Genomic DNA, 21,329 nt, shown 5'->3' on the forward strand with positions numbered 1-21,329 from the left:
AGATGGCGGTCTCCCCGTACGTCCCGGCGATCGCGCGCCCACTGCTGCGCGCCTACCGGACGGCATCCGCCCCGACCGTCCGGCTGGGGCACATGCTGGTCTTCTTCGGCCGGGCCGCGGCCGGTGTCCCGACCGTTCTGCGGCACTACCGCAAGGAGTTCTTGCGGCTGCTCTCCGACATCGCCTGGGGCAACGGCTCCATCGTGGTCGGCGGCGGCACCGCCGGGGTGGCCGTGGTGCTCGGATTCACCGCCGGCGCCCTGGTGGCGATCGAGGGCTATAACTTCTTGAACCTGCTCGGTCTGGGTCCGGCGACCGGCATCATCTCCTCGCTGGTCAACACCCGCGAGCTCGCGCCGATCATGGCGTCGCTGGCGTTCGCCATGCAGGCCGGCTGCCGCTTCACCGCACAACTGGGCGCGATGCGGATCGCCGAGGAGATCGACGCCCTCGAGTCGATCGCGATCAAACCCATCCCCTACCTGGTCACCACCCGGCTGCTGGCCGCGACCATCGCGGTGATCCCGCTGTACGTGGCCTGCCTGGCGATCACCTACCTGACCTGTCAGGTGGTCACCGGCGTCATCAGCGGCGGCTCGATCGGGCCGTACCTGCACTACTTCACGATGATGCTGAGCGGCAAGGACATCGTCTACTCGGTGATCAAGTGCGTGGTGTTCGTCTGGCTGGCTTCCACCGTGCAGTGTTACTACGGCTTCTACGCCTCCGGCGGCCCCGAAGGCGTCGGCGTAGCCGCCGGCCGCGCCATGCGGGCTTCCATCACGATCGTGATCATGGTCAACATGCTGCTGACGATGGCGTTGTGGAGCATCGACGCCGGCGCCAGGTTCGGTGGCTGATGGGCAACTCACTCGACCTCGACGGGCGCGGCCCCTCCGAACGCCAACTGCTGGGCGCCGGGGTCGCGGTTCTCGCGGTGATCGCGTTGGTCACCGCGGGCCTGCTGGCCAAGTCCACCGGCATGCTCAACAGCTACGTGCGGGTGGTGGCCGACCTGATGAACGTCGGCGACGGCCTGCCCGCCCAGTCCGACGTCAAGTACCACGGCCTGCTGGTCGGCAACGTCACCGACGTGGTCCCGGCGGCCTACGGCAAACCCAACTACGTGCACATCAACCTCAAACCCGACTACGCCAAGGACATCCCGACGTCGGTGACCGCCCGGGTGGTGCCCTCGAACGTCTTCGCGGTGTCGTCCATTCAGCTGGTCGACTCCGGTACGGGCGGGCCCACCATCCGGGACGGCACGCACATCGCCGAGAACGGTGAATTGTCGACGGTGATCTTCCAGACCACCGTCTCCAAGCTGCGCGACATCCTGGCCGCCACCGGCCGCAGCCGCGAAGACCACAGCCTGGGCATTCTGGCCGCCGTCGGCGCGGCCACCGATAATCGGCGCGTCAAGCTGCTGGCCGCCGGCGCGAACATGTCCCGGCTGCTCGATCAGCTCAACGGCATCGTCGCCACCGACCCCGGGCCGTCGACGGTCTCGGCGCTACTCGATGCCACCCACGGCCTGCAAGCAAGCGCCCCCGACCTGGTCGACGCCCTGCACCAGGCCGTCGAGCCGATGCGGGCGTTCGCCGAAAAGCGCGCCGAGCTGGCCTCGTTGGTCGCCGGCAGCCAGCACACCGTCGGTGTCACCCGCGAAGCCCTCGACAACCACACCGATCAGCTGATCCAGATCACCCATGACCTCACGCCCGTCATCGGCGTGCTGGCCAACAACGCCGACAAGTTCGTTCCGATCTTCACCCGGGTCAACCGGCTCTCCGACAAGTTCTTCGACCAGCTCTACGACCCCAAGTTGGTCACCAGGAACATGCGCGCCAACCTGTCCTTCACCCCGATGCACACCTACACCCGGGCGGACTGCCCGCAGTACGGCGACGTGAAGGGCCCGAGCTGCTTCACCGCGCCGATGATCTCGGTGCGTCCCGAGCTGCCCGAGAACATGCTGCCGCAGAACTACAACTTCCCCGCCGGCCTGGAGCCGCCGGCGGGCACCGAGATCGGCCCCGACGGGAAGCTGCGCGCTGTCGGGCCGCCGTTGGTCGACCCCAACCGCGGCCTCGAGGACACCAATCCTCCGCTGCCGTGGTGGACCGGGCCCTTCCCGCGGGTGCCCAGCACCGCCGACCCGCTCGACCCTGCTCCCCCGCCCCCGCCGAGCCCGATCATCCCGGCCCAGCCGCACGCCCCGGAGTGGCAGCCGGCGGCGCCGGCGTCGTTCGGCGGCAATGTCGGGCCGGTCGGCAGTCAGGCCGAACGCAATCAGCTCGGTCTGATCGCCGGGCTCGTCACCGGTCAGAGCGAGCCGGCCTCGGTGGCCACCCAGCTGCTGCTGGGTCCGGTCGCGCGGGGCTCGGCGGTCTCGTTCGTCCCGGCGCCGGCGAAAGGCGGTGGCCACAAATGAGATTCCGGGGCCCCTTGGTCGGGCTGTCTGTGTTCATGGTCATCTCGATGGTGTTGACCTGGCTCGTCTATGCCACGCTGCGCCGTGACGTGGCCGGCGCGACGACGCCCTACGCGGCGGTGTTCACCGACGTCTACGGGCTGCGCGAAGGCGACGACGTCCGGATGGCCGGGGTTCGGGTGGGCCGGGTCGAAAAGGTGGAACTGGACGGGAAACTCGCGAGCGTCTCGTTCATCGTCCAAAGCGACCAGAAGCTCTACAGCAACACCGTCGCGTCGGTGACGTATCAGAACATCATCGGCCAGCGCTACCTCGGATTGTCGCTCGGTGCCAGCGAGGGCGCCCCCGGCCAAGAACGAATCCTGCCGCGCGGCAGCGTGATCGGGGTCGAGCGCACGGAACCGTCCTTCGACGTCGGCGCCCTGCTCAACGGGTTCAAACCGTTGATGTCGCTGCTGAATCCCAAACAGGCCGACGATCTGACCAAGGGCGTGCTGCAGTCGCTGCAGGGCGACCAGGCCTCGATCACCGCACTGGTGGATCAGTCGTCGACGCTGACCGCGACACTGGCCGGGCGCGACGAGGTGCTCGGTGACCTCATCACCAGCCTGAACAGGCTGACCGGCACCATCGCCGGGCAGAACGATCAGCTCGACCATGCGCTGACCCAGGCGCGGACCGCGGTCGCCGACCTCGATGCGCGTCGCCCGGCCCTGCAGTCCTCGGTCGGCTCGCTGGCCCAGGTGACGCGGCAGCTGTCGCGGATCGCCGACGAGGTCTTCCCGTCCTTCGAGGAGATGATCAACCGGGAACCCGGTTTCACCAAGCACATGGCCGGAATCGAACCGCAACTGGCGTTCACCGGCGCCAACCTGCCCCTGGTGCTCAAGGGCCTGGGCCGAGCGTTCGGAGACGGCGCCTACGGCAACGCCTACCTGTGCGACCTGAATGCGACCGGCTTCTTCCCCGGCTTCAACGACATCACCACGATCATCGTCAACGCGGCCACCCCGGGCAATGCCCGCCCGATAACCGGGGAGAACCTGGCGTGGCACACGCCGAGATGCAGGAACACCGCCGATGGGTAGCGCCATGAAGTTCGTCCGTCAGTGGCGCGCGCGACCGCTGGAGTCCTACAACACCACCTGGCTGGGGTTCGGGGCACTGGCCGTGGTGGCCGTCGTCGTGGCCGCGGCACTGTTGGTCAAGGTGCTCGGCTTCGGCTACACCCGCTACACCGCGGAGTTCGCCCAGGCCGCCGCATTGGCCCCCGGCAACCCGATCGTGGTCGCGGGCATCGAGGTGGGCCGGGTATCGAGCATGCGCCTGGCCGGTGACCACGTCGAAGCCGGCCTGACGGTGCGCAATGACATCCCGCTGGGCAAGGACACCCGGGCGACGATCCAGGTGATGACCATTCTGGGCTCGCGCTACCTGCGGTTGGAGCCCGACGGCCCAGGCTCACTGCCCGGCAAACGCATCACCCTCGCCCACACCGAGGTGCCCTACTCCCTGGAGTCGCTGCTGGAGGACGCCACCACGACGTTCGACCAGGTCGACTCCGACCAGTTCGGACAGTCCCTGGCCGTGCTCGGCCAACAATTGAGCGGGCTCCCGCCGGTGATTCCGCAAGCGATGGCCAATCTGCACTCGCTGTCCAAGATCACCGCCGACCGGCGCGATCAGCTCGGCACCCTGCTCGCCAGCACCCAGCGGGTGGCCACCACACTGCGCAACCAGCAGACCAGCCTGGGAAACCTGGTCGATCAGGGCCAGGACTTCATCGGAGAGCTGGTGGCGCGGCAGAACACCTTCCACGCCATGCTGGCTGCGCTGACCAATCTGACCGGCAACCTGAACAACGTCGTGGTCAACGACCGGGTGATGCTCGACGACATGCTGGTCAACCTGCGTGCGCTGTCGGACATGCTCGGCCAGCATGACGATCTGCTGCGCAGCCTGATCCAGTCCGCGCCGCCGCCCTTGCGGGGCCTGACCAACGCCACCGGCTACGGCCCCGGTATCGAGTTCTTCGCCGGCAACGGCATCGCGATCGACTCGTGGATGTGCGCGATCAGCGGCCGCGCCAAGCAGTTCGGCATGATCGAGTACTTCAAGGACTGCAAATGAGCGCGGCACCGGCCGTCCTCGCCGACGAGCCGATAGAAGAACCGGGCACCGGTAACGGCAACGCCGTCACCAGCCGGCGCCGCGTCCGGGCGATGCTTGCCACCCTGATCGCCGGGGCGCTGGCCGTCGTCGCCGCCGCGGCCTACTACATGAGCCCGTTCGGCGGACACATCACCGTCACGGCCCAATTCGACAGCGCCGCAGGGCTATACGAGGGCAACGTGGTCGCGGTGCTCGGGATGCCGGTCGGCAAGGTCAAGAAGGTCACCCCGAAGGGGGGATACGTCGAGGCCGAGTTCACCGTCGACCGCGATGTGAAGATCCCGGCCGACGTGCACGCCGTGACCATCAACACCTCGATCCTCACCGCGCGGCAGATCGAGCTGACCCCGGCGTATGCGGGCGGCCCGGTGTTGGCCGACCGCACCACCATCGGGCTGAACCGCACCCGGACACCGGTGGCCTTCGATCGCGTGCTGGACATGCTCGACAAAGTCTCCAGATCACTCGGCGGCGACGGCAAGGGCAATGGCCCGGTGGCCGACGTGATCAACGCCGGCGCCGATATCGCCGACGGCAACGGCGAGAAGATCAAATCCGCGCTGAGCGAGTTGTCGCGCGCCCTGCAACTGAGCGCCGACCGCGGCGAGACGACCGGTGATCAGTTGACCACGATCATCACCAATCTCAGCTCGCTGATGGACGCGGCGGCCCGCAATGACGCGAAGTTGCGCCAATTCGGTTCCACCACACGCCAGTTGAGTCAGATGCTGGCCAACGAGGATTTCGGGACCGGGCGTACCGGCCGCAAGTTCAACGAGATCGTCACCCAGGCGACGACGCTGCTGCAGGCCAATCGCGACCACCTCAAGCAGGCCGTCCTCAACGGCGACACCGCGGTGACCACCCTGGTGGAGAAGCAGCGCGACCTGGCCGAGCTCATCAACCTGCTGCCGCTGACCCTGGAGAACATCTACAACACCGTCGACACCAACAACGGAGCGGTCCGCCTGCACGCCCTGGCCGACAAGATTCTCGTCGACAGCCAAAGCACCAAGGAGCTGTGCAACATGATGCACCTTCGGCAATTGGGTTGCGGAACGGGGACTTTGGCTGACTACGGGCCGGACTTCGGCCTCACCTACGTCCTCGACGGCCTTTCGATGATGGGACAGTAGACGTGAGACTACGACGCAAACGGGCACCGAGGACGGCCATGGCATTGCTGTGCAGTGCGGTCATCACCTCGTCGGCGGCGGGTTGCGGCACCAGTGGTCTGAACAGCCTGCCGCTGCCGGCGCCGGGCATCGGCAGCGGGGGCTATCTGATCACCGCGGTGTTCGCCAACGCACTGAACCTGCCCGGGCACGCCAAGGTCAAGCTCGCCGGTGCCGACATCGGCCAGATGGAGTCGATGGCGGCCCGCAACTACACCGCGGTCACCACGCTGCGCATCATGGACGGTGCCCGGATTCCGGTGGGCAGCACCGCGGAATTGCGTTCGGCGACACCGCTGGGTGATGTGTTCGTGGCGATCAAGCCGCCGGTGCCCCTCGACCCGTCGGCGCCGCTGCTGAAAAACGGCGACACCATCGGGCTGGAGTCCACCGCGTCGGCGGCCACCGTGGAGTCGGTGCTGAGCTCGGCGGCGCTGCTGGTGAACGGCGGGGCGGTGCAGAACTTCACCAATATCGTCAACGGAGCCGGAAAGGCGACCGGCGACCAGGGCAAGGCCTTCGGCAAGCTGATCAACCAGTCCAACGAACTGCTGACGAAACTCAACGCCCGTTCCGGCGAGATCGAGACGGCACTGCGCGAGACCAGCCGACTCGCCGACCAACTCGATGCGCGCAGCGCCGCGCTCACCGACGTCCTCAACGCAGCGGTTCCGGCGACCGACACGCTGGTGGACAACACCAGCCAGCTCGCCGACCTGGTCGAGCAACTCGGCGCGACCAGCCGGCAGCTGGCCCGGTTCCCCTCGATCGCCGGGACCGACGATTCCGGGCACAGTTTCATCAAGGACGCCAACACGGTCGCCGGCGCGTGGAACGATGTGGCCACCGATCCCAACACCAGCCTGTACGCGCTGAACCGGCTGGTCGCACCGATCGTCAAAATGACTGTCGGCTCTGGCGTTTCGGTGCACGCCAGCATCGACCGCCTGGTGTGGGGTTCGATGCCCGATGCCGGGTTCAAGGGCGACCCGGCGTTTCACGGCCCGAAGCGCTACGACTGGGCCAAGATGGCCGGCTCGATCAAGTACGCGCTGTGGCGGCTCCAAGAACGCGTGGTGGGGCGCGGGCCGGACTCCGACATGGGGCAGGAGCCGTGGACGGCGGTCGGTCCGCCGATACCCCCGACCCCGGCGGAAGCAGAGTTGGCCGCTGCCGAGCCCGGCCCGCCGACACCGGGGCCGAAACCATGATCGAGGCACTCAGCCGGCATCTGGTGGCCCTGGTCCGCGCCGGCTACCGGCGCAAGAACCTGCTGTCCGGGCTCGCATTGGCGATGACACTGGTAGTGGCGACCACCTACCTGCTCGTCGGGGCACTGCAGGTGAATCCGGCGCGCTCGACCTACCAGATCACGATCGCGCTGCCGGATTCCGGCGGGTTGCTGGCCAACCAGGACGTGTCGGTGCGCGGGGTACCGGTGGGCCGGATCGAGTCGTTACGGGTCACACCGAACGGGGTCGACGCGGTCGCCAACATCGCCTCGACGATCAAGATCCCGGCGGCCAGCACGGTGCGGGTCTCCGGTCTGTCAGCCGCCGGCGAGCAGTACATCGACTTCGAGCCGCCATCGAACACCGGCCCGTTCCTGTCCGGCGGCAGCGTGGTCGCCCGCGATCAGGCGACCACGCCGATCCCGATCTCGCAGCTGCTCGCCGACGCCGACGGCATGCTGGCCCAGACCGACCCGCGCAAGCTCGATCTGATCAAGTCCGAACTCAGCCTCTCCGAGGACGGCCCGCGCAAGCTCACCGACATCGTCGACGGCGGTACCTTCCTGCTGTCGACCCTGGATTCGGTTCTGCCGCAGACGGTGAGCCTGTTGAAGACCAGCCGGGTAGTGCTGACCATGCTCAGCGACGTCAACAACGGTCTGGCCGCGACGTCGGACAATCTCGACAAGGTGCTCAAAGGCGTCAACCCGATGATCGGCGGCTACCGGCAACTGGTCGATCAGTCACCGGCGATGCTGTCGTCGGTCGACGGCCTCTTCGACGACAACTCCGACACCATGGTTGGGCTGCTGGGCAACCTGGTCACCACGGCGCAGCTGCTCTATGTGCGGACACCGGCACTCAACGCGCTGTTCCCCAACTACCGGGGTTCGACGGTGGAGGCGCTCAGCTCGGCCATCCACGAGGACGGGATGTGGGCGACCGTCGACATCTACCCGCGCTACACCTGCGACTACGGGACGCCGCGGCGCAACCCGTCGGCAGCGGACTTTCCCGAACCGTTCCTGTACGGCTACTGCCGCGACACCGACCAGTCGGTGCTGGTGCGCGGCGCTCACAATGCGCCACGCCCACCGGGCGACGACACCGCGGGCCCGCCGCCCGGAGCGGACCTGGCCGCGACCACCGATCCAACCCCCAAGGGCCGCTACACGATTCCTCTCGAGTACGGCGGGCCGCCGCTGTTGATCGATCCACCACGCTGATGTTTCAAAGGAGACGCCGCGGTGAGCACCGCTGACGAACCGGATACCGCCGAAGACCTGCCCGAAGAAGTGCCGGAGCCGGCTCGACCGGTGCGCTCCCGGCGCCGCACGCCGGCGATGGCGGGAGTCGCAGTCGCCTACCTGGTGATCTTCGGTCTGGTCGCCGGGTTGGGCTGCCAGCTGTGGCAGCAGCATCGGGTCGCCGCCGCCGCCGCGGCCGGGCAACGCGCCGCAGTGGACTACGCCCAAGTGTTGACCAGCATCGACTCCGACAGGGTAGACGACGATTTCGCCGCGGTGCTCAACGGCGCGACCGGGGATTTCAAGGACACCTACACCAAGGCCAGTGTGGAGCTGCGCCAGCTGCTGATCGACAACAAGGCGTCGGCCCAAGGCGTCGTAGTGGATTCGGCCGTCCAGTCCGAGTCCACTGACACCGTCGTGGTGCTGTTGATGGTCAATCAGACGGTTAGCAACACCACCCGCCCGGACCCGCGGGTGGACCGCAGCCGGATGAAGATGACGATGCAGAAGGTCGACGGTCGATGGTTGGCGAGCAAAGTCGAATTGCCCTAGGAGGCAAGCTATGTGGGCGACCCGGCTACTGACGGGGATGACGGCGGCGGCGCTGATGGTGTGCGCCGCACCCGAGGCCGGCGCCTCGGCCCCGTCTTTCTGCAGCGGGCTGGGCGGCGACTGGGACGGGCACTTCTGCAGCACCGACGTGCGCTCCGAGCGGCTGGCCACCCGCTATATCCGGATGGCGGTGCCGCCGGAGCTGGTCGACCACCCGGTGGCGGGCCCGCCGATTCGCGACTACCTGTCGAAGTTGTTCACCAACTGGCGTGCCAAGGGCGCCTCGATGGTCGTCGACAGCTGGGGCAACGAGAACTTCGAGATCTTTCAGCACGGCAACGCGCTGACGGTGGTCTTCCACGAGGACTATCACTCCGACGGCCCCTACATCAACAACGCCTACCGCACGTTCACCTTCGACATGGGGGCCGGCGGCCGCCGGCTGCAGTTGGCCGACATCACCAAGCCCGGGGTGGACCCACTCGCGACGATCCCGCAACTCGGCGAGCCTTACATCGTCGAGGCACTCGACCGGGCGTTCTGGGAGCACCGGCCCGGGGATTACCCGTTCGTCCCGGAGCGGTTCACCCCGGACAAGGTGTTCTCCGGCGGCTACCGGTCGTGGGCGTTGACCCCCGACGAGTTGATCCTGTACATGCCCGACTATCCGGTCAGTCACGATTCGCCGATCCAGTACAACCAGATGCAGTGGTACATGGACGGCGGCAACGTCCAGGCGCACATCCCGCTAGCGGCGCTCAGTTCGATTCTGCGCCCGGAATACGGCGGGGTCTGAGCAGCGCTTCCGGCTCGAGATTGCACTGGCGCAGGCGAATTCGTCGATTTCCCTGCATGGTCGCAATCTCGTGCGAAGAGGGGCTAGCCGTAGCGGAACAGCAGCAGGCTCACCATGACCACGCCCGCGGTCAGCGCGATCACCGGCGCCACCGCCACATGGGACAGCGTCGCGCCGACAGTGGCGCCGCCGATCATCGTCAATACCACGCCGTAGCGCAGCTTTTCGCGGTGGCCGGTCCCGCCGGCCAGCCTGCTGTCCAACCCGATTCCGACGATCGTGGAGGTGAGCACCGTGGTGTAGAGCTCCTGGATGCCGAACTGGCGCGCCGTCGAGTTCTGCATGCCGAATGCCACCGCGAGGCCGACGATCAAAACCAGCTTGCTGGCGTCGTGGTAGCGCAGCACCCCGAACCCGGCCAGTGCGGCCAGCGCCAGGAGCAGCGCCACCTCGATGCCTAAGGCGGTGGTGACCCAGGTCCGGGGTCGCTGTCCCAGTGCCCGCACCAAGCGGCCGCCGGCGATCGCTCCGAGCAGGAACCCGCCGACCGCCACGGCCGCCGCGGTCAGATCGATGCCGGCGTGGGCGACGAATAGGAAGCCCAGAAAGATCGCGTTGCCGGTCATGTTCGCGACGAACACCCGGCCGAGTACCAGCACGCTGACCGCGTCGACCAGGCCGGTGGCGAAGGTCAGCAGCAGTAATGCCGTCACCGTGCGCCGTTGCGACAGCGGCGAGGTGACCGGCATGAGTCAGCTCTGGAACCGCGGGGTGAGATCCAGCGAGGTGATCGTCGGCATCCTGGTGACCACCCAGCGATTCTGATCGCGTTTCATGTACAGCCGGTAGGTCAGGTACTTGATCTGCGGGATGGTCTTGGACAGTTCGCTGGTGGCCGAGGTATTGGTGTAGATCAGCACGGTGGCCTCGGGGCCGTTCAGCGATTCGACTGCGGCGCCGACGATCTCGGTGCTGTCGGTGACCTTGGCCTGTTTGTTGCTGTCGGCGATCGCAGCGATGAACTTGCGGTACTGGGCTTCCAGATCGCCGCTGAGGTAGACCGCCGCCCGGTCCGGGAGGGTGTCCAGGTTCTCCGGCGTGTAGTTCCACAGCGTGTGGATCGCTCGGGCTGCCGTGCGGGCGACGTCGATTTTGGTGGCCACCTCGGCCCGGTCGAGGAGATACGGCTGTGCGGCGGCCGCCGCGAACGCCGCAGACCCGACGAAAAGCGCCGCCGACGCCGCGACCGCGATCCGCAGGCCGAGCTTGCGGCGCCCGCGGCGGGCGTCCACCGCGGTCTCGGGCTCAGACTCGGCCTCGGCTTCGCCGTCCGGCTCGGCTTCGGTAGCGTCGGCCGACTTCTCGCCGGCCGGTTCGGCGGCGGGATCGAGCTCCAGCTCGTCCGACGCCTCGGGGCCGGTCTCGGTCACAGCACTTGGTTCAGATTGCTGATCTTCCACTGGTCCCCTTCCTGCTGCGCCGTCGCCAGCCAGCGAGTTGCGGCCTTGACCTCATGTTTACCGTCCGGCGACTTGCCGCTGTTCTCGACGGCCACCAACATGCTGACGCTGCCATCGTCGTTCCACCGCTCGACACCGGCCGCGATCACCGTTCCGGTGGTCGGCTCACTGCGCGCCACGGCAACCAGGATCTGGTTGGCCTTGTCCTGGTATTGCTGAGCGAAGTCCCCGGTCGCGTGGTCGAGGACGTTTGCCAGATAATCGTTCGCGTTAAACGGATCCGGCGACGTGAACATCGTCATGAACGACTGGACCGCGGCCAGCGCGTCGACGTCGCGCAGCGCCGACCTGCGGTGTTGCTCATGGCTGAACAGCGTCGCGGCGCAGATCGCGATCGCGGCGACGCCGATCAGTAGCGAACCTGCGATCACCGTCCTCAGCCGCCGATCGGGCACCGTGCGCTCCACGAACAGCGGCTGGTCCTCGGCCTGGACCCGACGACGCGGACTCATTTGTCCCCCTCGGCGGGCAGCGGCTTGCTGACGACGGACAGATCGTCCACCCGCCAGCTGTCCTGCACCTTGGCGAACACCACCCGCACGGTGGCGCTGATCAACCGCTCCTTTCCGGCGGTGCCGCGCTGGCCTTGCAGGAACAGCAGCATGGTCGCGCGGCGCTTGGCGGCGTCGAGCACCGCCGCGTCGGTGACCCGGTAGAAGTTCGGCACCGGCTTGGCGCTGCGGATGGCGTCCAACTGGGGCACCAGCTGCTCGCGGTACTTGTCGGTGGCCAGCGCCTGCGCGCGGTCGAAGTCATCCTGCAGGGTCTCGGGATCGTAGGACAACATGTCCGCCACGATCTTCGGGCCCTGGCGGGCGATCTCGATGCGGGCCTGATCCGCGTTGTGTTCTGTCCGGTAGACCACCGCGTAGACAGCGGTGGCACCGGCAAGGCTCAGAACGGCTGCGGCCACGAAGGCCGCCATCGCCCGCAGCCGGTTGTTCGCCGGCGGCACTCGCAGCTTCGCCGGTCGCACTTCGGTGCGCGCCACCAGGTCGGCGAAGGTACGCCCGCGCCGGTCGCGCAACGGCCAAAGCCAGCCGAGGAACACGGCGTCCAGCAGATGCGCCACTTCGCGCACCAGCAACCGTCCGGCGCCGACGGCTTCGGTGGTTCCGCCGCCGCGCACCACCTCGAGTCCGGCGAACGCGCGGCCCAGGCTCCACCCGGTGATGGCCGGCAGCAGCACCCGGTTGATCGCGGTCGCCAGGATCACCACCCCGAGGAGTGTCATGGCGACCCACCACCATGGCCCGCCGCTCGAGAAGCTCAGTGCCGCCAGGGCCATCGCCGTCACCACGATCACCCCGGGCAGCAGGTCGACCGCGTAGGCGATGACGCGGCTACGCCACCGCGCCGGCGGGCCGGCCGGCGCGTCGAGAACGGCTTCGGTCACCGGGCCACCTGGTCGAGCTTGGCGATCCGGTACTGGCCGTCCTCGCGGACCATCTGGGCACGCAACCGGTAGCCGGCCTCGCGGCCCTTGGCCTCGACATTGTCGACTTTGATCCGGAATGCCACCAGGATGTCGACCGAGCCGTCCGGGTTGTTGCGCTCCACCGCGGCGCCCATCTCGGTGAGCTCGACCTGGACCTTCGCCGCCTGGTACGCAGGCGGAAGGATCTGGGCGTACAGCGCGGCCTGAGTGCGGAACTCCCCAGCCGAACAGTTGAAGATCTTCTCCTGGGACAGCGACACATCACCCGGGTCCGGGGCCTGGGTCGCCAGCACGCACGATTTCGCCGCCTCGATGGCTTCGGCGTTGTCCCGTGCCATCACCTGACTCGCCGCGTGATCACGCATGCTCAGGTATCCGAGAGCCGTCAGACCGGCCGCCAACAGCACCAGCAACGCACAGATCCCCAGTAGCTGGCGTCGGCCGAGGCGGGATGGCGTCGGTTCCGTCTCCTCCGGGTCGGCCTGGACCGGCTCGGCCGACGTGACGTCGGCTGTGGTGTCCTCGTCCGCTGCCTCCGGGCCATCCTGGAGATCGGCGTTATCAGCGGTGTCTGCGGTCTGCTGTTCCCCGTCCGTGGTCACTGGAACGGCGCCAGCATCCCCTTCCATGCGTCGTCTCCTATGTTCATCGAGTTCTCGACGGAGTATTCGACGCCGTCTGGCCCCACCGCCTGGCCACTCTGCGGATTGTAGATCGCCGTCGGCGGCCCGCCCGGAGTGTAGATGCAGGGGTTCGGTTGTTGCCCGTTGCACTGCACGCTACCGGTGCCCGGCCGGGTCAACGGGTCGTTCGCAGGCGGCGGTGTCGGTGGCACCATATCCGCCGGCAGCGGGTTGAGGCCGGTGTTGACCGACGGCGCCGGGATCACGTGACCCGGCTCGACCGGCTGGTCGCAGCGCGCCCCCAGCGCCGGGCAGTTCCGGATCTGGTTCGGGTCGCCGTACCAGGGGTTGGTGCCCATCGGGACGTACGGCTTGTCGCTGCGGCACTCCTTGGGAGTCGGCGCCCGCTTGCCGGGCACGTCCACACACGGGATGTTGCGCACACCGCGCACGTTGTTGGCCGGGGTGTCCTGCGGAATACGGCAGGAGACGTCCGGGAGCTCGGCGGGGCTGGTGTCGGCGAACGCCCGCCACTCCGAAGCCGGCAGATAACCGGTCAGACACGGCGGCGGGTAGTTCAAGCTCAGGCCCGGAACGGGAATCGGGAAGACCGGACCGGGGAACGCGCCGAGGGCCACGTCGAGCAACGCCCGGCCGGGGAAGACCGAGCTGACGGTCTGGATGATCGAGCCGGCCTGGGGCAGGAACACCAGCGCCTGCTCGGTGTTGCGGTTGTAGCGTCTGCCCATCTCGGTCAGGATCGACGCGTTCGCCATCAGCTGCGGCAGGGAGTCCTTGGTCTCGCTGAACAGCGTGTGCACCTGATCGATCAGCGGCGGCAGCTCATGGATGATGTGCTTCACCGTCTCATCGCGGCTGGCCGCCTGGCCGGCCAGGACGTTGAGGTTGCGCGCCCACTGATGGATGGCGTCGCCGGAATCGACCTGGCTTTCGATGATCGGTGCCGACTTGTTCACGATGTCGTTGACGTCGTCGAGATTGGCCTTGAAGTCACTGACGATCAACTGCGTCGAATCGACGAGCCGCTGCAGGGACGGGCCTAACCCGCCGACGGCCGTCGCCGTCTCGTCGAGCAGCGCCGAGATCTTGCCGGCCGGCAACGCGGCCAGACCACGATTGGCGGTGTCCAGCGCCGGCCCGATCGCCGAGGGCACCGTGCCCTTGGTGATCGTCTGGCCTTGCTTCAGGTACTGCCCCGGGTTGTCGGTCGACACCAGATCCAGGTACTGCTCACCGATCGCCGACACCGAATGCACGTTGGCGCTGGCATCGGCGGGGATCTTGTACTTGCTGGAGATCTGCATCGTCGCCTGCGCACCCGTCTCGGTGGGCTCGACGGCGGTGACCCTGCCGATGATGGTGCCGCGGTAGGTGACGTTCGCGGTCTTGTACAAACCGCCGGCCTCCGGCAGATTCGCCTTCAGCGTGTACTGGCCGAGGCCCGCCAGGGTCGGCAACCGCAGGTAGTAGACACCCAACACCAGCAACGCCACCGCGGTCAGGACGGTGAAGATGACCAGTTGACGCTTAATCTGTGGTTTCAGCAATTCCGGTCAGCCCTTTCCACATACGGGCCACCGGGGGCGGTAGCGGGGTTCGGCGTGTACCGGATGTCCGGGATCATCTTCTCCGGGTCGTGGCCGAACGACTGCTCCAGTGCCCGCAGCATCCCGGAGAAGCCGGTTCCGGTCAGGATCGCGTTGTCGATGGACGCATAGGTGAGGTCGACCACCAGCGAGGTGTTGATGAAGTCACCGCGGACGGCCTTGAAGGCACCGTCGACGTGATATGGCGCGGTGATCATCACCTGCAGCAGGTCGGGGATGTACGGCGACGCCTTGCGCAGCTCGCGTCCCGGGCACTGGAAATTCGTCAGCACCTTGTTCAGATCACCCCGCGCGGGTGCGATCTGCTGGTTGACCGAGGCGCCCATCGCACCCAGCGCTCCGATCGCATCGATGAAGATCTGCTGCTGGGAGTTGAAGTACTGGAACAGCGGCGGGAAGTCGGTCAGGACCTTGTCGATGGTGTCGTTGTGGGCACCGAAGTAGCTCAGCAACCGGTTGGACGAGTCGATCGCCCGGGTGATGTCCTCGCGCTGGTCGTTGAGGTTGGCGACGAAGGTGTCGAGCTTGGTCAGGAACGCCCGGATCTGGTCGGCCCGCCCGTTGGACAGCGCGGCGAACTCGGTGGTGATGGTGTCCAGGTCCGACAATCCGCCGCGCTGCAGCAGCAGGGCCAGACCGGCGAGCGTTCGCTCGATGGTGGGGTACGACGACGAATTGTTCAGTGCGATGGTGTCGCCGTTGCGCAGTTCGCCCTCCGGGTTCTCCGGCGACTTCAACTCGATGTGCTGCGAACCCAGCAAGCTGGTCTGGCCGATCTTCGCCGTGGCGTTGCGCGGCAGGTGGACGTCCTTGTTCAGCTTCAGCTTGAGCGTCGCGACCCAGTTCTTCAGCTCGATGTGCTCGACCGCGCCGACGAAGACGTCGGCGACCAGGACCCGGCTGTTGCCGTTGAGCGCCAAGGTGTCCGGCACCTGGACGTAGACCGTGTAGGCACCGGGGCCGCTGCCCGGACCGCCCGGCAACGACACGTTGGCGATACCGCGCCAGCTGCCGCACGAGGTCAGCGTCAGGGTGGCCATCAGCAGCACCAGGGCCTGCCAGCCGCGCCGGCTGACCGTCTTCATCGCGATACTGCGTCTCATCAGCCTTCACCTCGCGGGGGCAGCGGTGCGACCGGGCCGGGGATCACGTTGGGTCCCGGCGGGGGCGGCGGGATCGGCGCCTGGCCGGGAGGCAGACCGACGTAGGGCAGCGGGCCGGGCTCGGTGTCGTAGGAGTTCGGCGGGCCGGGCGGCGTCTGGTACTGCGACTGGACCGGCGCCGGGTCCGGGCCGCCCATCAACTGAGCCAGCGACTCCGGCGTCAACAGCCGCTCGGTGTCGTGACCGGGTTGCACACCCTGCATGCCGGGTGCGGTGATCCAGCCGGGCTGGGAGTTCTTGTGCGACAACGGGGTGTCGGGCACCCAGATACCCGGGACGGTGGTGTCTTTGTACCCGGGTGGCGGCTGCAGCCGCGGCTCGGAGTAGGCGATCTGCTTCGGCGTCGTATAGGCGTTGGTCCAGATGTTGATACCGAACGGCAGATAGTTGAACTTGATCGCATCGGCGATCGGCGCCAGGTACTCCGCACACAGTTCCGCGGAGTCCTGGTAGCCCAGCCGGCTACCGGCCTGGATCGCGCTGCAGATGAACTCCATCGGGTTGGCGAAGTTGATCAGCACCGGAAAACCGGTGACCGCGCCCTGCGCCGGGTGGTAGATCTCGCCCACGGCGGCCAGCACGTTGGGCAGCACGTGCAGCGAGGTCTCGAAACCGTCCAGCGCGTCCGGCTGGGTGATGGCGGTCGTCACCTGCTCCGCGTTGTTGATCGTTCTGACCAGCGGGTCGGCGTTCTGGTTGAGGAACGCCTTGATGATCGTCATCGTCGCGTAGAACTGGTCGGCGGCCTTAGCCAGGTCCTGGTCGGTGCCGGTCAGGTTGTTGGTGAAGGTGGCCAGGTCGCGATTGAGCGCCACGAACTGCTGGTCGTTGTGGTCGAGCGCCTTGACGAACAGCGACAGGCTGCGCACCACCGCGAAGAAGTCGCCGCGGCCCTTGTTCAGCGCGGTCAGCGCGTCCGAGAGACTGTCGAACGCGTTGTTGATCTGATTGCCTTTGCCGCTCAAGCTGTCGGCGAACGACTCGATGGCCTCGCCGATCGGCCCCTTCGGCTGTTGGGGTGTCGGGCCCAGCTTGTTGATGATGTTGGTGACGTCGTTGCGCAGCGTGTCCCACTCCACCGGGACCTCGGTGCGTTCCTCCGGGATGACGGCCTTGTCGGCCAGCGCCGGCCCGCCCCGGTACGGCGGCTCCAGCTGGACGGTCCGCGACGCCACCAGAGTCGGGTTCAAGATGATCGCCTTGGCGTCCGCGGGCACCTTGTACTTGTTGTTGAAGTGCAGCGTGACCTTCATCTTGTCGCCGGCCGGCTCGATCTTGTCGATCGCGCCCACCCGGACACCCATGATCTGCACCGCGTCGCCGGGGTAGAGCGCGTCGGTCTGCGGGAAGTAGGCCACCACGGTGGTGCTGTTGAGCTTGCGGAACAGCTGCACGCCGCCGAAGCCGACCAGCAGCGCCAGCACCAACAGCAGTGATCCGACGATCACCGTCGTCCGGGACCGCTCCGGCAGTCGCAGGTTGCGAACATCAAAGACGGTACTCACGGCCGCTCACTCCCTCTTGCGCCGCCGCCACCACCGGGCTGGCTGTTTCCGCCTTCGCCGGGCGTGATGAACGGTGCCGGCAACTGGTTGCCCGGTCCGGGCGGAGCGGGCGGGCCGGGTGCCATCGCCGGAGGCGGCGGTGCCGCGCCCGGGTTGGCCGGAGCCGGTCCGGGCATCGGGCCCAGCGGTTCGGAGCGTGCCCCGGGGTTGGCGTCGGGCATGGGGACCGGAGTACCGGGCACCAGCGGCGGTGTCTCGCCCGGCCGGCCGGCGATCGAGATGCCGGGTGTCGAGCCGATGCCGTCGGGGTTCGGCGGCGAGGTCAGCACATCCACCGGACCCGGGTAGGGACCACTCGGGCCGAACGGCCCGGCGTTCGGGTCCAGGTTCGCGCACGGCAGCGGGTTGCCCGGGGTCGGGAACATTCCGGCCGCCGGCGCGTAGGAGCACGGCGAGCCGGGTGCGACCGCCGGCCCCGGGTGCTCGGGGGTGCCCTCGAGCACCTGCGGAGCAGGCGGCGGCGCACCGTTGGCGAACCTGGTCCCGTTGGGATCGGGGTAGCGGAACTCCGGCAGGCCGGCATTGCGCCAGAATTCCTCCGGCGAGATACCCCGCTTCTTGAACGCGGCGTCGACCCACGGCTGCAGAATCCAGAACGGGATCAGGTTCAAGGTGGAGACCTTGAAGTAGGGCCCCGAAGCGACCGCGTCGTTGACGATGGTCAGGTACCTGCCCAAGATGGTGAAGATCTCCATCAGTTCGCCCTTGCGCCGCACCAGCATGTCGGTGATGTTGGCGGCCTCATTGAACACGTGGCTCAGATCCAGATTCGGGTTGTCCCGGACCAGGCCCTGAACCTGCTCGCCGAAGTAGGCGATGTTGCCCAGCAATGCCGAGATCGCCTGGCTGCGCTGGTTGAACGCGGCCAGCAGAGTCTGGGTGTTGCGCAACACGGCGTCGATCTGGCCGCTGCGGTTGCCCAGTACGGTGGCGATCTCGTTGGTCTGCGCGAGCAGGTGGGTGATCTCCTCGTCGCGCTTGCCGATGGTGTCGGAGAACTTCGCGACACCGTCGAGCGCGGCGCTCAGGTCCGGCGAGGTCTCTTCGACGGTTTCCGACAGCACCTTCAGCGACTTCTTGACGGTGTCGATGTCCCAGCCGGAGGCGGCCTTGGTGACGTCGAAGACCGCATCGTAGAGCTGATAGGGCGTGGTGCTCTGCCCCAGTGGCAGCACGCCCTGCGGCGCGATCCGGCGCTCACCCTTAGGCTCGATCGCCAGGACCTTGCGGCCCAGGATGGTGTCGGTCTGGACCCCGATCCGGCTGTCGCTGCCGATCGGGTGCGCGCCGACGGAGAACTTCACCAGCACATGGTCGTTCTCGATCGACAGGTCCTGGACCTTGCCGACGTCCACGCCCGAGATGCGCACCTTGTCACCGGCGGTCAGCCCGCCGGTGTCGGAGAGCTGACCGTAGTAGCTCGGCTCGGCGAACAGCATCGGCGCCGTGGTGAAGCTCTGCCCCACCAGCGTCACCAGCGCCAACGTGACGACGCCGATGACTCCGATCCGTGCCCGGTTGGGCGGTTCCAGGGTCCTCACTGCGGCGTGCACCTCCCGGTCGGTTGCTGCCACAACCGGACGTTGCGCACCGGCCCGCCGGGCTGCAGACCGGGCAGCTTGATGGTGGCGTCACAGATGTAGAAGTTGAAGAAGTCACCGTAGACACCGGTGCGTCCAATCAGCTTCAGCGCCCGCGGAATCTTCTCCAACAGCGCCTCGACGTCAGCCATCCGGTCGGGCGGCTCCGGGCCCGCCTCCGGGAACAAGCTGTGCAACTGCTTCCTGTTGTCGGCCAGCAGGTCGGCCAGATTGCCGGCGGCGTTACCGAATTCGGCGGTGCCGTTGGCCAGGGTGGTGTTGTTGGCGTTGAGACCCTTGACGAGTTTGTCGAAGTTGTCGACGGTCTCGTCGAAGGTCTGGCGGTGCCGAACCGCGGTGTCCAGCACCACGTTCAGGTTCTTGACCACCTCGCCGATCGCCGCATCCCGCTCGGCGATGTGCGAGGTCAGCTGTGCGGTCTGCTCCAGGATGTCGTTGATGGTGCCGCCCTGGCCCTGGAAGACCGTGACGATGGTCGACGCGATGGTGTTGATCTTGTCGGGGTCCAGCGCCCGGAACACCGGCTTGAAACCGCCGATCAGCGCGTCCAGGTCCAGTGCCGGTTCGGTCCGGGCGGACGGGATGAACCCGTTCACCGGCAACCGCTGGTCGGCACCCTCGCCCTCGCCCCGCTTGAGCTCCAGGTAGCGGTTGCCGATGAGGTCGGAGTAGCGGATCTGCGCGGTGGTGGACTGGTACAGCGGCAGTGACCGGTCGACGTTGAAGTCCACCACCACCCGGCGACCGCCGTCGACCAGGCGCACCTTCTTGACCTTGCCGATCTCCACGCCGGAGGCGCGGACGAACTGTCCCTCCCGCAGGCCGCTGGCATTGGTGAATTCGGCGGAGTAGCCGGCCGTCCTGTCGAACCTGACCTGGCCGAACACCACGACCAAGCCGACCGTGAAGAGCAGCAGCACCGAGCCGACGGCGCCGAGTTTGAGTGCGGTTCTGGTGATGTTCATGGGTTGATCGTGTTTTCCCCGACTTGACGGCCCCAGACGTAATCAACGGCGAAGGGCGATCCGGATTCAAAGTGGTTGTAGGGCGCTTGACTGACTCCCGTGTCGGCCACCAGGTAAGGCGCCGGCCAGAAGTCGCGGGTGATCTCCTGCCAGCAGCCAGGGGCACCGCCGGGGCCGCCGCGAGCGTTGTAACGCGGCAGGTTATCGGGGTAGATGTAGGGGTTGGCCGGGCTGACCAGCTCGCTGACCGTGTCGAGGGCGTAACCGTCACCGCCGCCGAGGAATTCGTAGACCTTCGGGGCGCCCTGGGCAAGGTTGCGGATGGCGCAGAACAGCTCCGGGCTGTACTCGTCGAGCAGGGCCGAGACCGGCACCAGGTCGGAGAACTGCCGGCGGAAGTACGGCCCGAACCGGTTGGTGACGTCCGCCCCGAGGTTGCCGACGCCGGCGGCGCCCAGCAACGCGGCGTCCAGTTCCTTCTGCTGAGCGGTGATGGTCTTGACCGCAGGGATCGAGTTCTCCATGAACCCGACCAGATCCGGTGCTCCATCGGCGTAGATCTCGCCCAGGTTCGCGAAGCCCTTGAGGTCGCGGCGCAATGACGGCATGTAGGCGTTGGCGTCGTCGAGAATCTTGTTGCCGTTGACCAGCGACTCGCCGAGCTTGTCGCCCAACCCGGTCAACGACTCGGCGGCCGCATGCAGGGTCAGATTCAGTTTGATCGGGTCGATGTGGTCCGAGAGGTTGTTGATCGTCTCGAACAGCGTGTTGAGCTCGGTCGTCACCGAGGTCGCGATGATGTGCTTGGTGCTGATGCGCTCAGGCGTGGGGTGCTCCGGCGCGGTCAGCGACACATACTTGTTGCCGAACAGCGTGGTCGCCAGAATGTCGGCCTTTACGTTCGACGGAATCAGCTTGATGTACTGCGGGTCGACGTCGAGCGTGAACTTCGCCGCCGGCTTGTCGTCGCGCTCCGTCGGCGCGATGCTGGCCACGCGCCCGATCTGGACGCCGTTGTAGGTCACCGGCCCGCCCGGGTCCATCACCAGACCGGCACGCGGCGCCACCATGGTCAACGACGTCGTCTTGGTGAAGGACCCGCGGAACTGGCCGTACACCAGCCCCACGATCAGCGCCAGGACGGCGAAGGTCACCACCCCCGCCACTTTGTAGGGCGGGCTCTGGATTTTGTTCTGCTTCCCGGTTGCCATG

Annotated in this window: 20 protein-coding genes; 9 read left to right on the forward strand and 11 right to left on the reverse strand. The window is 67.2% G+C overall.

Annotation, left to right across the window (positions count from 1 at the left end; translation table 11 throughout):
• The first annotated feature begins 2 nt into the window (after window positions 1–2).
• From A5648_RS06215 to A5648_RS06255, 9 genes are read left to right on the forward strand one after another with little or no spacing between them, the layout of a single operon-like run.
• Entirely contained in the window at window positions 3–860 is an 858-nt protein-coding gene (locus A5648_RS06215; protein WP_065023702.1) for an ABC transporter permease, read from the forward strand.
• Window positions 860–2,437 carry an MlaD family protein gene (locus tag A5648_RS06220; RefSeq protein ID WP_065023703.1) on the forward strand — a complete coding sequence of 526 codons (1,578 nt, stop codon included), beginning with the start codon at window positions 860–862 and terminating at the stop codon, window positions 2,435–2,437. Before A5648_RS06215 ends, A5648_RS06220 begins: the two co-directional genes overlap by 1 nt.
• Window positions 2,434–3,525 (forward strand): MCE family protein, encoded by a 1,092-nt coding sequence (locus A5648_RS06225; protein WP_065023704.1) that lies wholly within the window; start codon window positions 2,434–2,436, stop codon window positions 3,523–3,525. The genes A5648_RS06220 and A5648_RS06225 overlap by 4 nt, the downstream gene beginning before the upstream one ends.
• 4 nt (window positions 3,526–3,529) lie before the next feature.
• A complete protein-coding gene (locus tag A5648_RS06230; protein WP_234787303.1) occupies window positions 3,530–4,567 on the forward strand; it encodes an MCE family protein in 1,038 nt (345 codons plus the stop codon).
• Window positions 4,568–4,599: 32 nt separating this feature from the next.
• Complete coding sequence (locus tag A5648_RS06235) at window positions 4,600–5,745, forward strand: MCE family protein (protein WP_428844313.1); 1,146 nt, start codon at window positions 4,600–4,602, stop codon at window positions 5,743–5,745.
• 38 nt (window positions 5,746–5,783) lie between these two features.
• The gene (locus A5648_RS06240; protein WP_065023706.1) at window positions 5,784–6,995 is read left to right on the forward strand and encodes an MCE family protein; all 1,212 of its coding nucleotides are present in this window, start codon (window positions 5,784–5,786) and stop codon (window positions 6,993–6,995) included.
• Window positions 6,992–8,242 (forward strand): MlaD family protein, encoded by a 1,251-nt coding sequence (locus A5648_RS06245; protein WP_065023707.1) that lies wholly within the window; start codon window positions 6,992–6,994, stop codon window positions 8,240–8,242. The genes A5648_RS06240 and A5648_RS06245 overlap by 4 nt, the downstream gene beginning before the upstream one ends.
• 21 nt (window positions 8,243–8,263) lie before the next feature.
• Window positions 8,264–8,818, forward strand: a complete 555-nt coding sequence (locus A5648_RS06250; protein ID WP_065023708.1) for an Mce protein — start codon at window positions 8,264–8,266, stop codon at window positions 8,816–8,818.
• Window positions 8,819–8,828: 10 nt separating this feature from the next.
• Window positions 8,829–9,614, forward strand: a complete 786-nt coding sequence (locus tag A5648_RS06255; RefSeq protein ID WP_065023709.1) for a mannan-binding family protein — start codon at window positions 8,829–8,831, stop codon at window positions 9,612–9,614.
• An 83-nt stretch (window positions 9,615–9,697) separates the two neighbouring features.
• Here the strand turns inward: A5648_RS06255 and A5648_RS06260 are convergent, their stop codons facing one another.
• The 11 genes from A5648_RS06260 to A5648_RS06310 are packed head-to-tail and all read right to left on the reverse strand — an operon-like array spanning window position 9,698 to window position 21,328.
• A complete protein-coding gene (locus tag A5648_RS06260; RefSeq protein WP_065023710.1) occupies window positions 9,698–10,363 on the reverse strand; it encodes a YoaK family protein in 666 nt (221 codons plus the stop codon).
• A gap of 3 nt (window positions 10,364–10,366) precedes the next feature.
• Entirely contained in the window at window positions 10,367–11,074 is a 708-nt protein-coding gene (locus A5648_RS06265) for a mammalian cell entry protein (protein WP_065023711.1), read from the reverse strand.
• A complete protein-coding gene (locus A5648_RS06270; protein WP_065023712.1) occupies window positions 11,041–11,586 on the reverse strand; it encodes a mammalian cell entry protein in 546 nt (181 codons plus the stop codon). Before A5648_RS06270 ends, A5648_RS06265 begins: the two co-directional genes overlap by 34 nt.
• Window positions 11,583–12,530 carry an RDD family protein gene (locus A5648_RS06275; RefSeq protein WP_065023713.1) on the reverse strand — a complete coding sequence of 316 codons (948 nt, stop codon included), beginning with the start codon at window positions 12,528–12,530 and terminating at the stop codon, window positions 11,583–11,585. The genes A5648_RS06270 and A5648_RS06275 overlap by 4 nt, the downstream gene beginning before the upstream one ends.
• On the reverse strand, window positions 12,527–13,201 hold the full coding sequence (locus tag A5648_RS06280; protein ID WP_065023714.1) for a hypothetical protein: 675 nt from the start codon (window positions 13,199–13,201) through the stop codon (window positions 12,527–12,529). Before A5648_RS06280 ends, A5648_RS06275 begins: the two co-directional genes overlap by 4 nt.
• Window positions 13,171–14,763, reverse strand: coding sequence for an MCE family protein (locus A5648_RS06285; RefSeq protein ID WP_065023715.1), 1,593 nt, complete (start codon window positions 14,761–14,763; stop codon window positions 13,171–13,173). The genes A5648_RS06280 and A5648_RS06285 overlap by 31 nt, the downstream gene beginning before the upstream one ends.
• A complete protein-coding gene (locus A5648_RS06290) occupies window positions 14,757–15,926 on the reverse strand; it encodes an MCE family protein (protein ID WP_234787307.1) in 1,170 nt (389 codons plus the stop codon). The genes A5648_RS06285 and A5648_RS06290 overlap by 7 nt, the downstream gene beginning before the upstream one ends.
• Window positions 15,926–17,491 (reverse strand): MCE family protein, encoded by a 1,566-nt coding sequence (locus tag A5648_RS06295; RefSeq protein WP_065023717.1) that lies wholly within the window; start codon window positions 17,489–17,491, stop codon window positions 15,926–15,928. Before A5648_RS06295 ends, A5648_RS06290 begins: the two co-directional genes overlap by 1 nt.
• A complete protein-coding gene (locus A5648_RS06300) occupies window positions 17,488–19,092 on the reverse strand; it encodes an MCE family protein (protein WP_065023828.1) in 1,605 nt (534 codons plus the stop codon). Before A5648_RS06300 ends, A5648_RS06295 begins: the two co-directional genes overlap by 4 nt.
• Window positions 19,089–20,117, reverse strand: coding sequence for an MCE family protein (locus tag A5648_RS06305; protein ID WP_065023718.1), 1,029 nt, complete (start codon window positions 20,115–20,117; stop codon window positions 19,089–19,091). The genes A5648_RS06300 and A5648_RS06305 overlap by 4 nt, the downstream gene beginning before the upstream one ends.
• Window positions 20,114–21,328 carry an MCE family protein gene (locus tag A5648_RS06310; RefSeq protein WP_065023829.1) on the reverse strand — a complete coding sequence of 405 codons (1,215 nt, stop codon included), beginning with the start codon at window positions 21,326–21,328 and terminating at the stop codon, window positions 20,114–20,116. The genes A5648_RS06305 and A5648_RS06310 overlap by 4 nt, the downstream gene beginning before the upstream one ends.
• Between the last annotated feature and the right edge of the window lies 1 nt (window position 21,329).

Source organism: Mycolicibacter sinensis (assembly GCF_001673565.1).
Taxonomy (GTDB): Bacteria; Actinomycetota; Actinomycetes; order Mycobacteriales; family Mycobacteriaceae; genus Mycobacterium; species Mycobacterium sinense_C.

Excerpts from the sequence above, each read along its gene's own strand:
- A5648_RS06215 (WP_065023702.1), top strand. The coding sequence starts at position 3 with ATGGCGGTCTCCCCGTACGTCCCGGCGATCGCGCGCCCACTGCTGCGC.
- A5648_RS06220 (WP_065023703.1), top strand. The coding sequence starts at position 860 with ATGGGCAACTCACTCGACCTCGACGGGCGCGGCCCCTCCGAACGCCAA.
- A5648_RS06225 (WP_065023704.1), top strand. The coding sequence starts at position 2,434 with ATGAGATTCCGGGGCCCCTTGGTCGGGCTGTCTGTGTTCATGGTCATC.
- A5648_RS06230 (WP_234787303.1), top strand. The coding sequence starts at position 3,530 with ATGAAGTTCGTCCGTCAGTGGCGCGCGCGACCGCTGGAGTCCTACAAC.
- A5648_RS06240 (WP_065023706.1), top strand. The coding sequence starts at position 5,784 with ATGGCATTGCTGTGCAGTGCGGTCATCACCTCGTCGGCGGCGGGTTGC.
- A5648_RS06245 (WP_065023707.1), top strand. The coding sequence starts at position 6,992 with ATGATCGAGGCACTCAGCCGGCATCTGGTGGCCCTGGTCCGCGCCGGC.
- A5648_RS06255 (WP_065023709.1), top strand. The coding sequence starts at position 8,829 with ATGTGGGCGACCCGGCTACTGACGGGGATGACGGCGGCGGCGCTGATG.
- A5648_RS06260 (WP_065023710.1), bottom strand. The coding sequence starts at position 10,363 with ATGCCGGTCACCTCGCCGCTGTCGCAACGGCGCACGGTGACGGCATTA.
- A5648_RS06270 (WP_065023712.1), bottom strand. The coding sequence starts at position 11,586 with ATGAGTCCGCGTCGTCGGGTCCAGGCCGAGGACCAGCCGCTGTTCGTG.
- A5648_RS06280 (WP_065023714.1), bottom strand. The coding sequence starts at position 13,201 with ATGGAAGGGGATGCTGGCGCCGTTCCAGTGACCACGGACGGGGAACAG.
- A5648_RS06290 (WP_234787307.1), bottom strand. The coding sequence starts at position 15,926 with ATGAGACGCAGTATCGCGATGAAGACGGTCAGCCGGCGCGGCTGGCAG.
- A5648_RS06305 (WP_065023718.1), bottom strand. The coding sequence starts at position 20,117 with ATGAACATCACCAGAACCGCACTCAAACTCGGCGCCGTCGGCTCGGTG.
- A5648_RS06310 (WP_065023829.1), bottom strand. The coding sequence starts at position 21,328 with ATGGCAACCGGGAAGCAGAACAAAATCCAGAGCCCGCCCTACAAAGTG.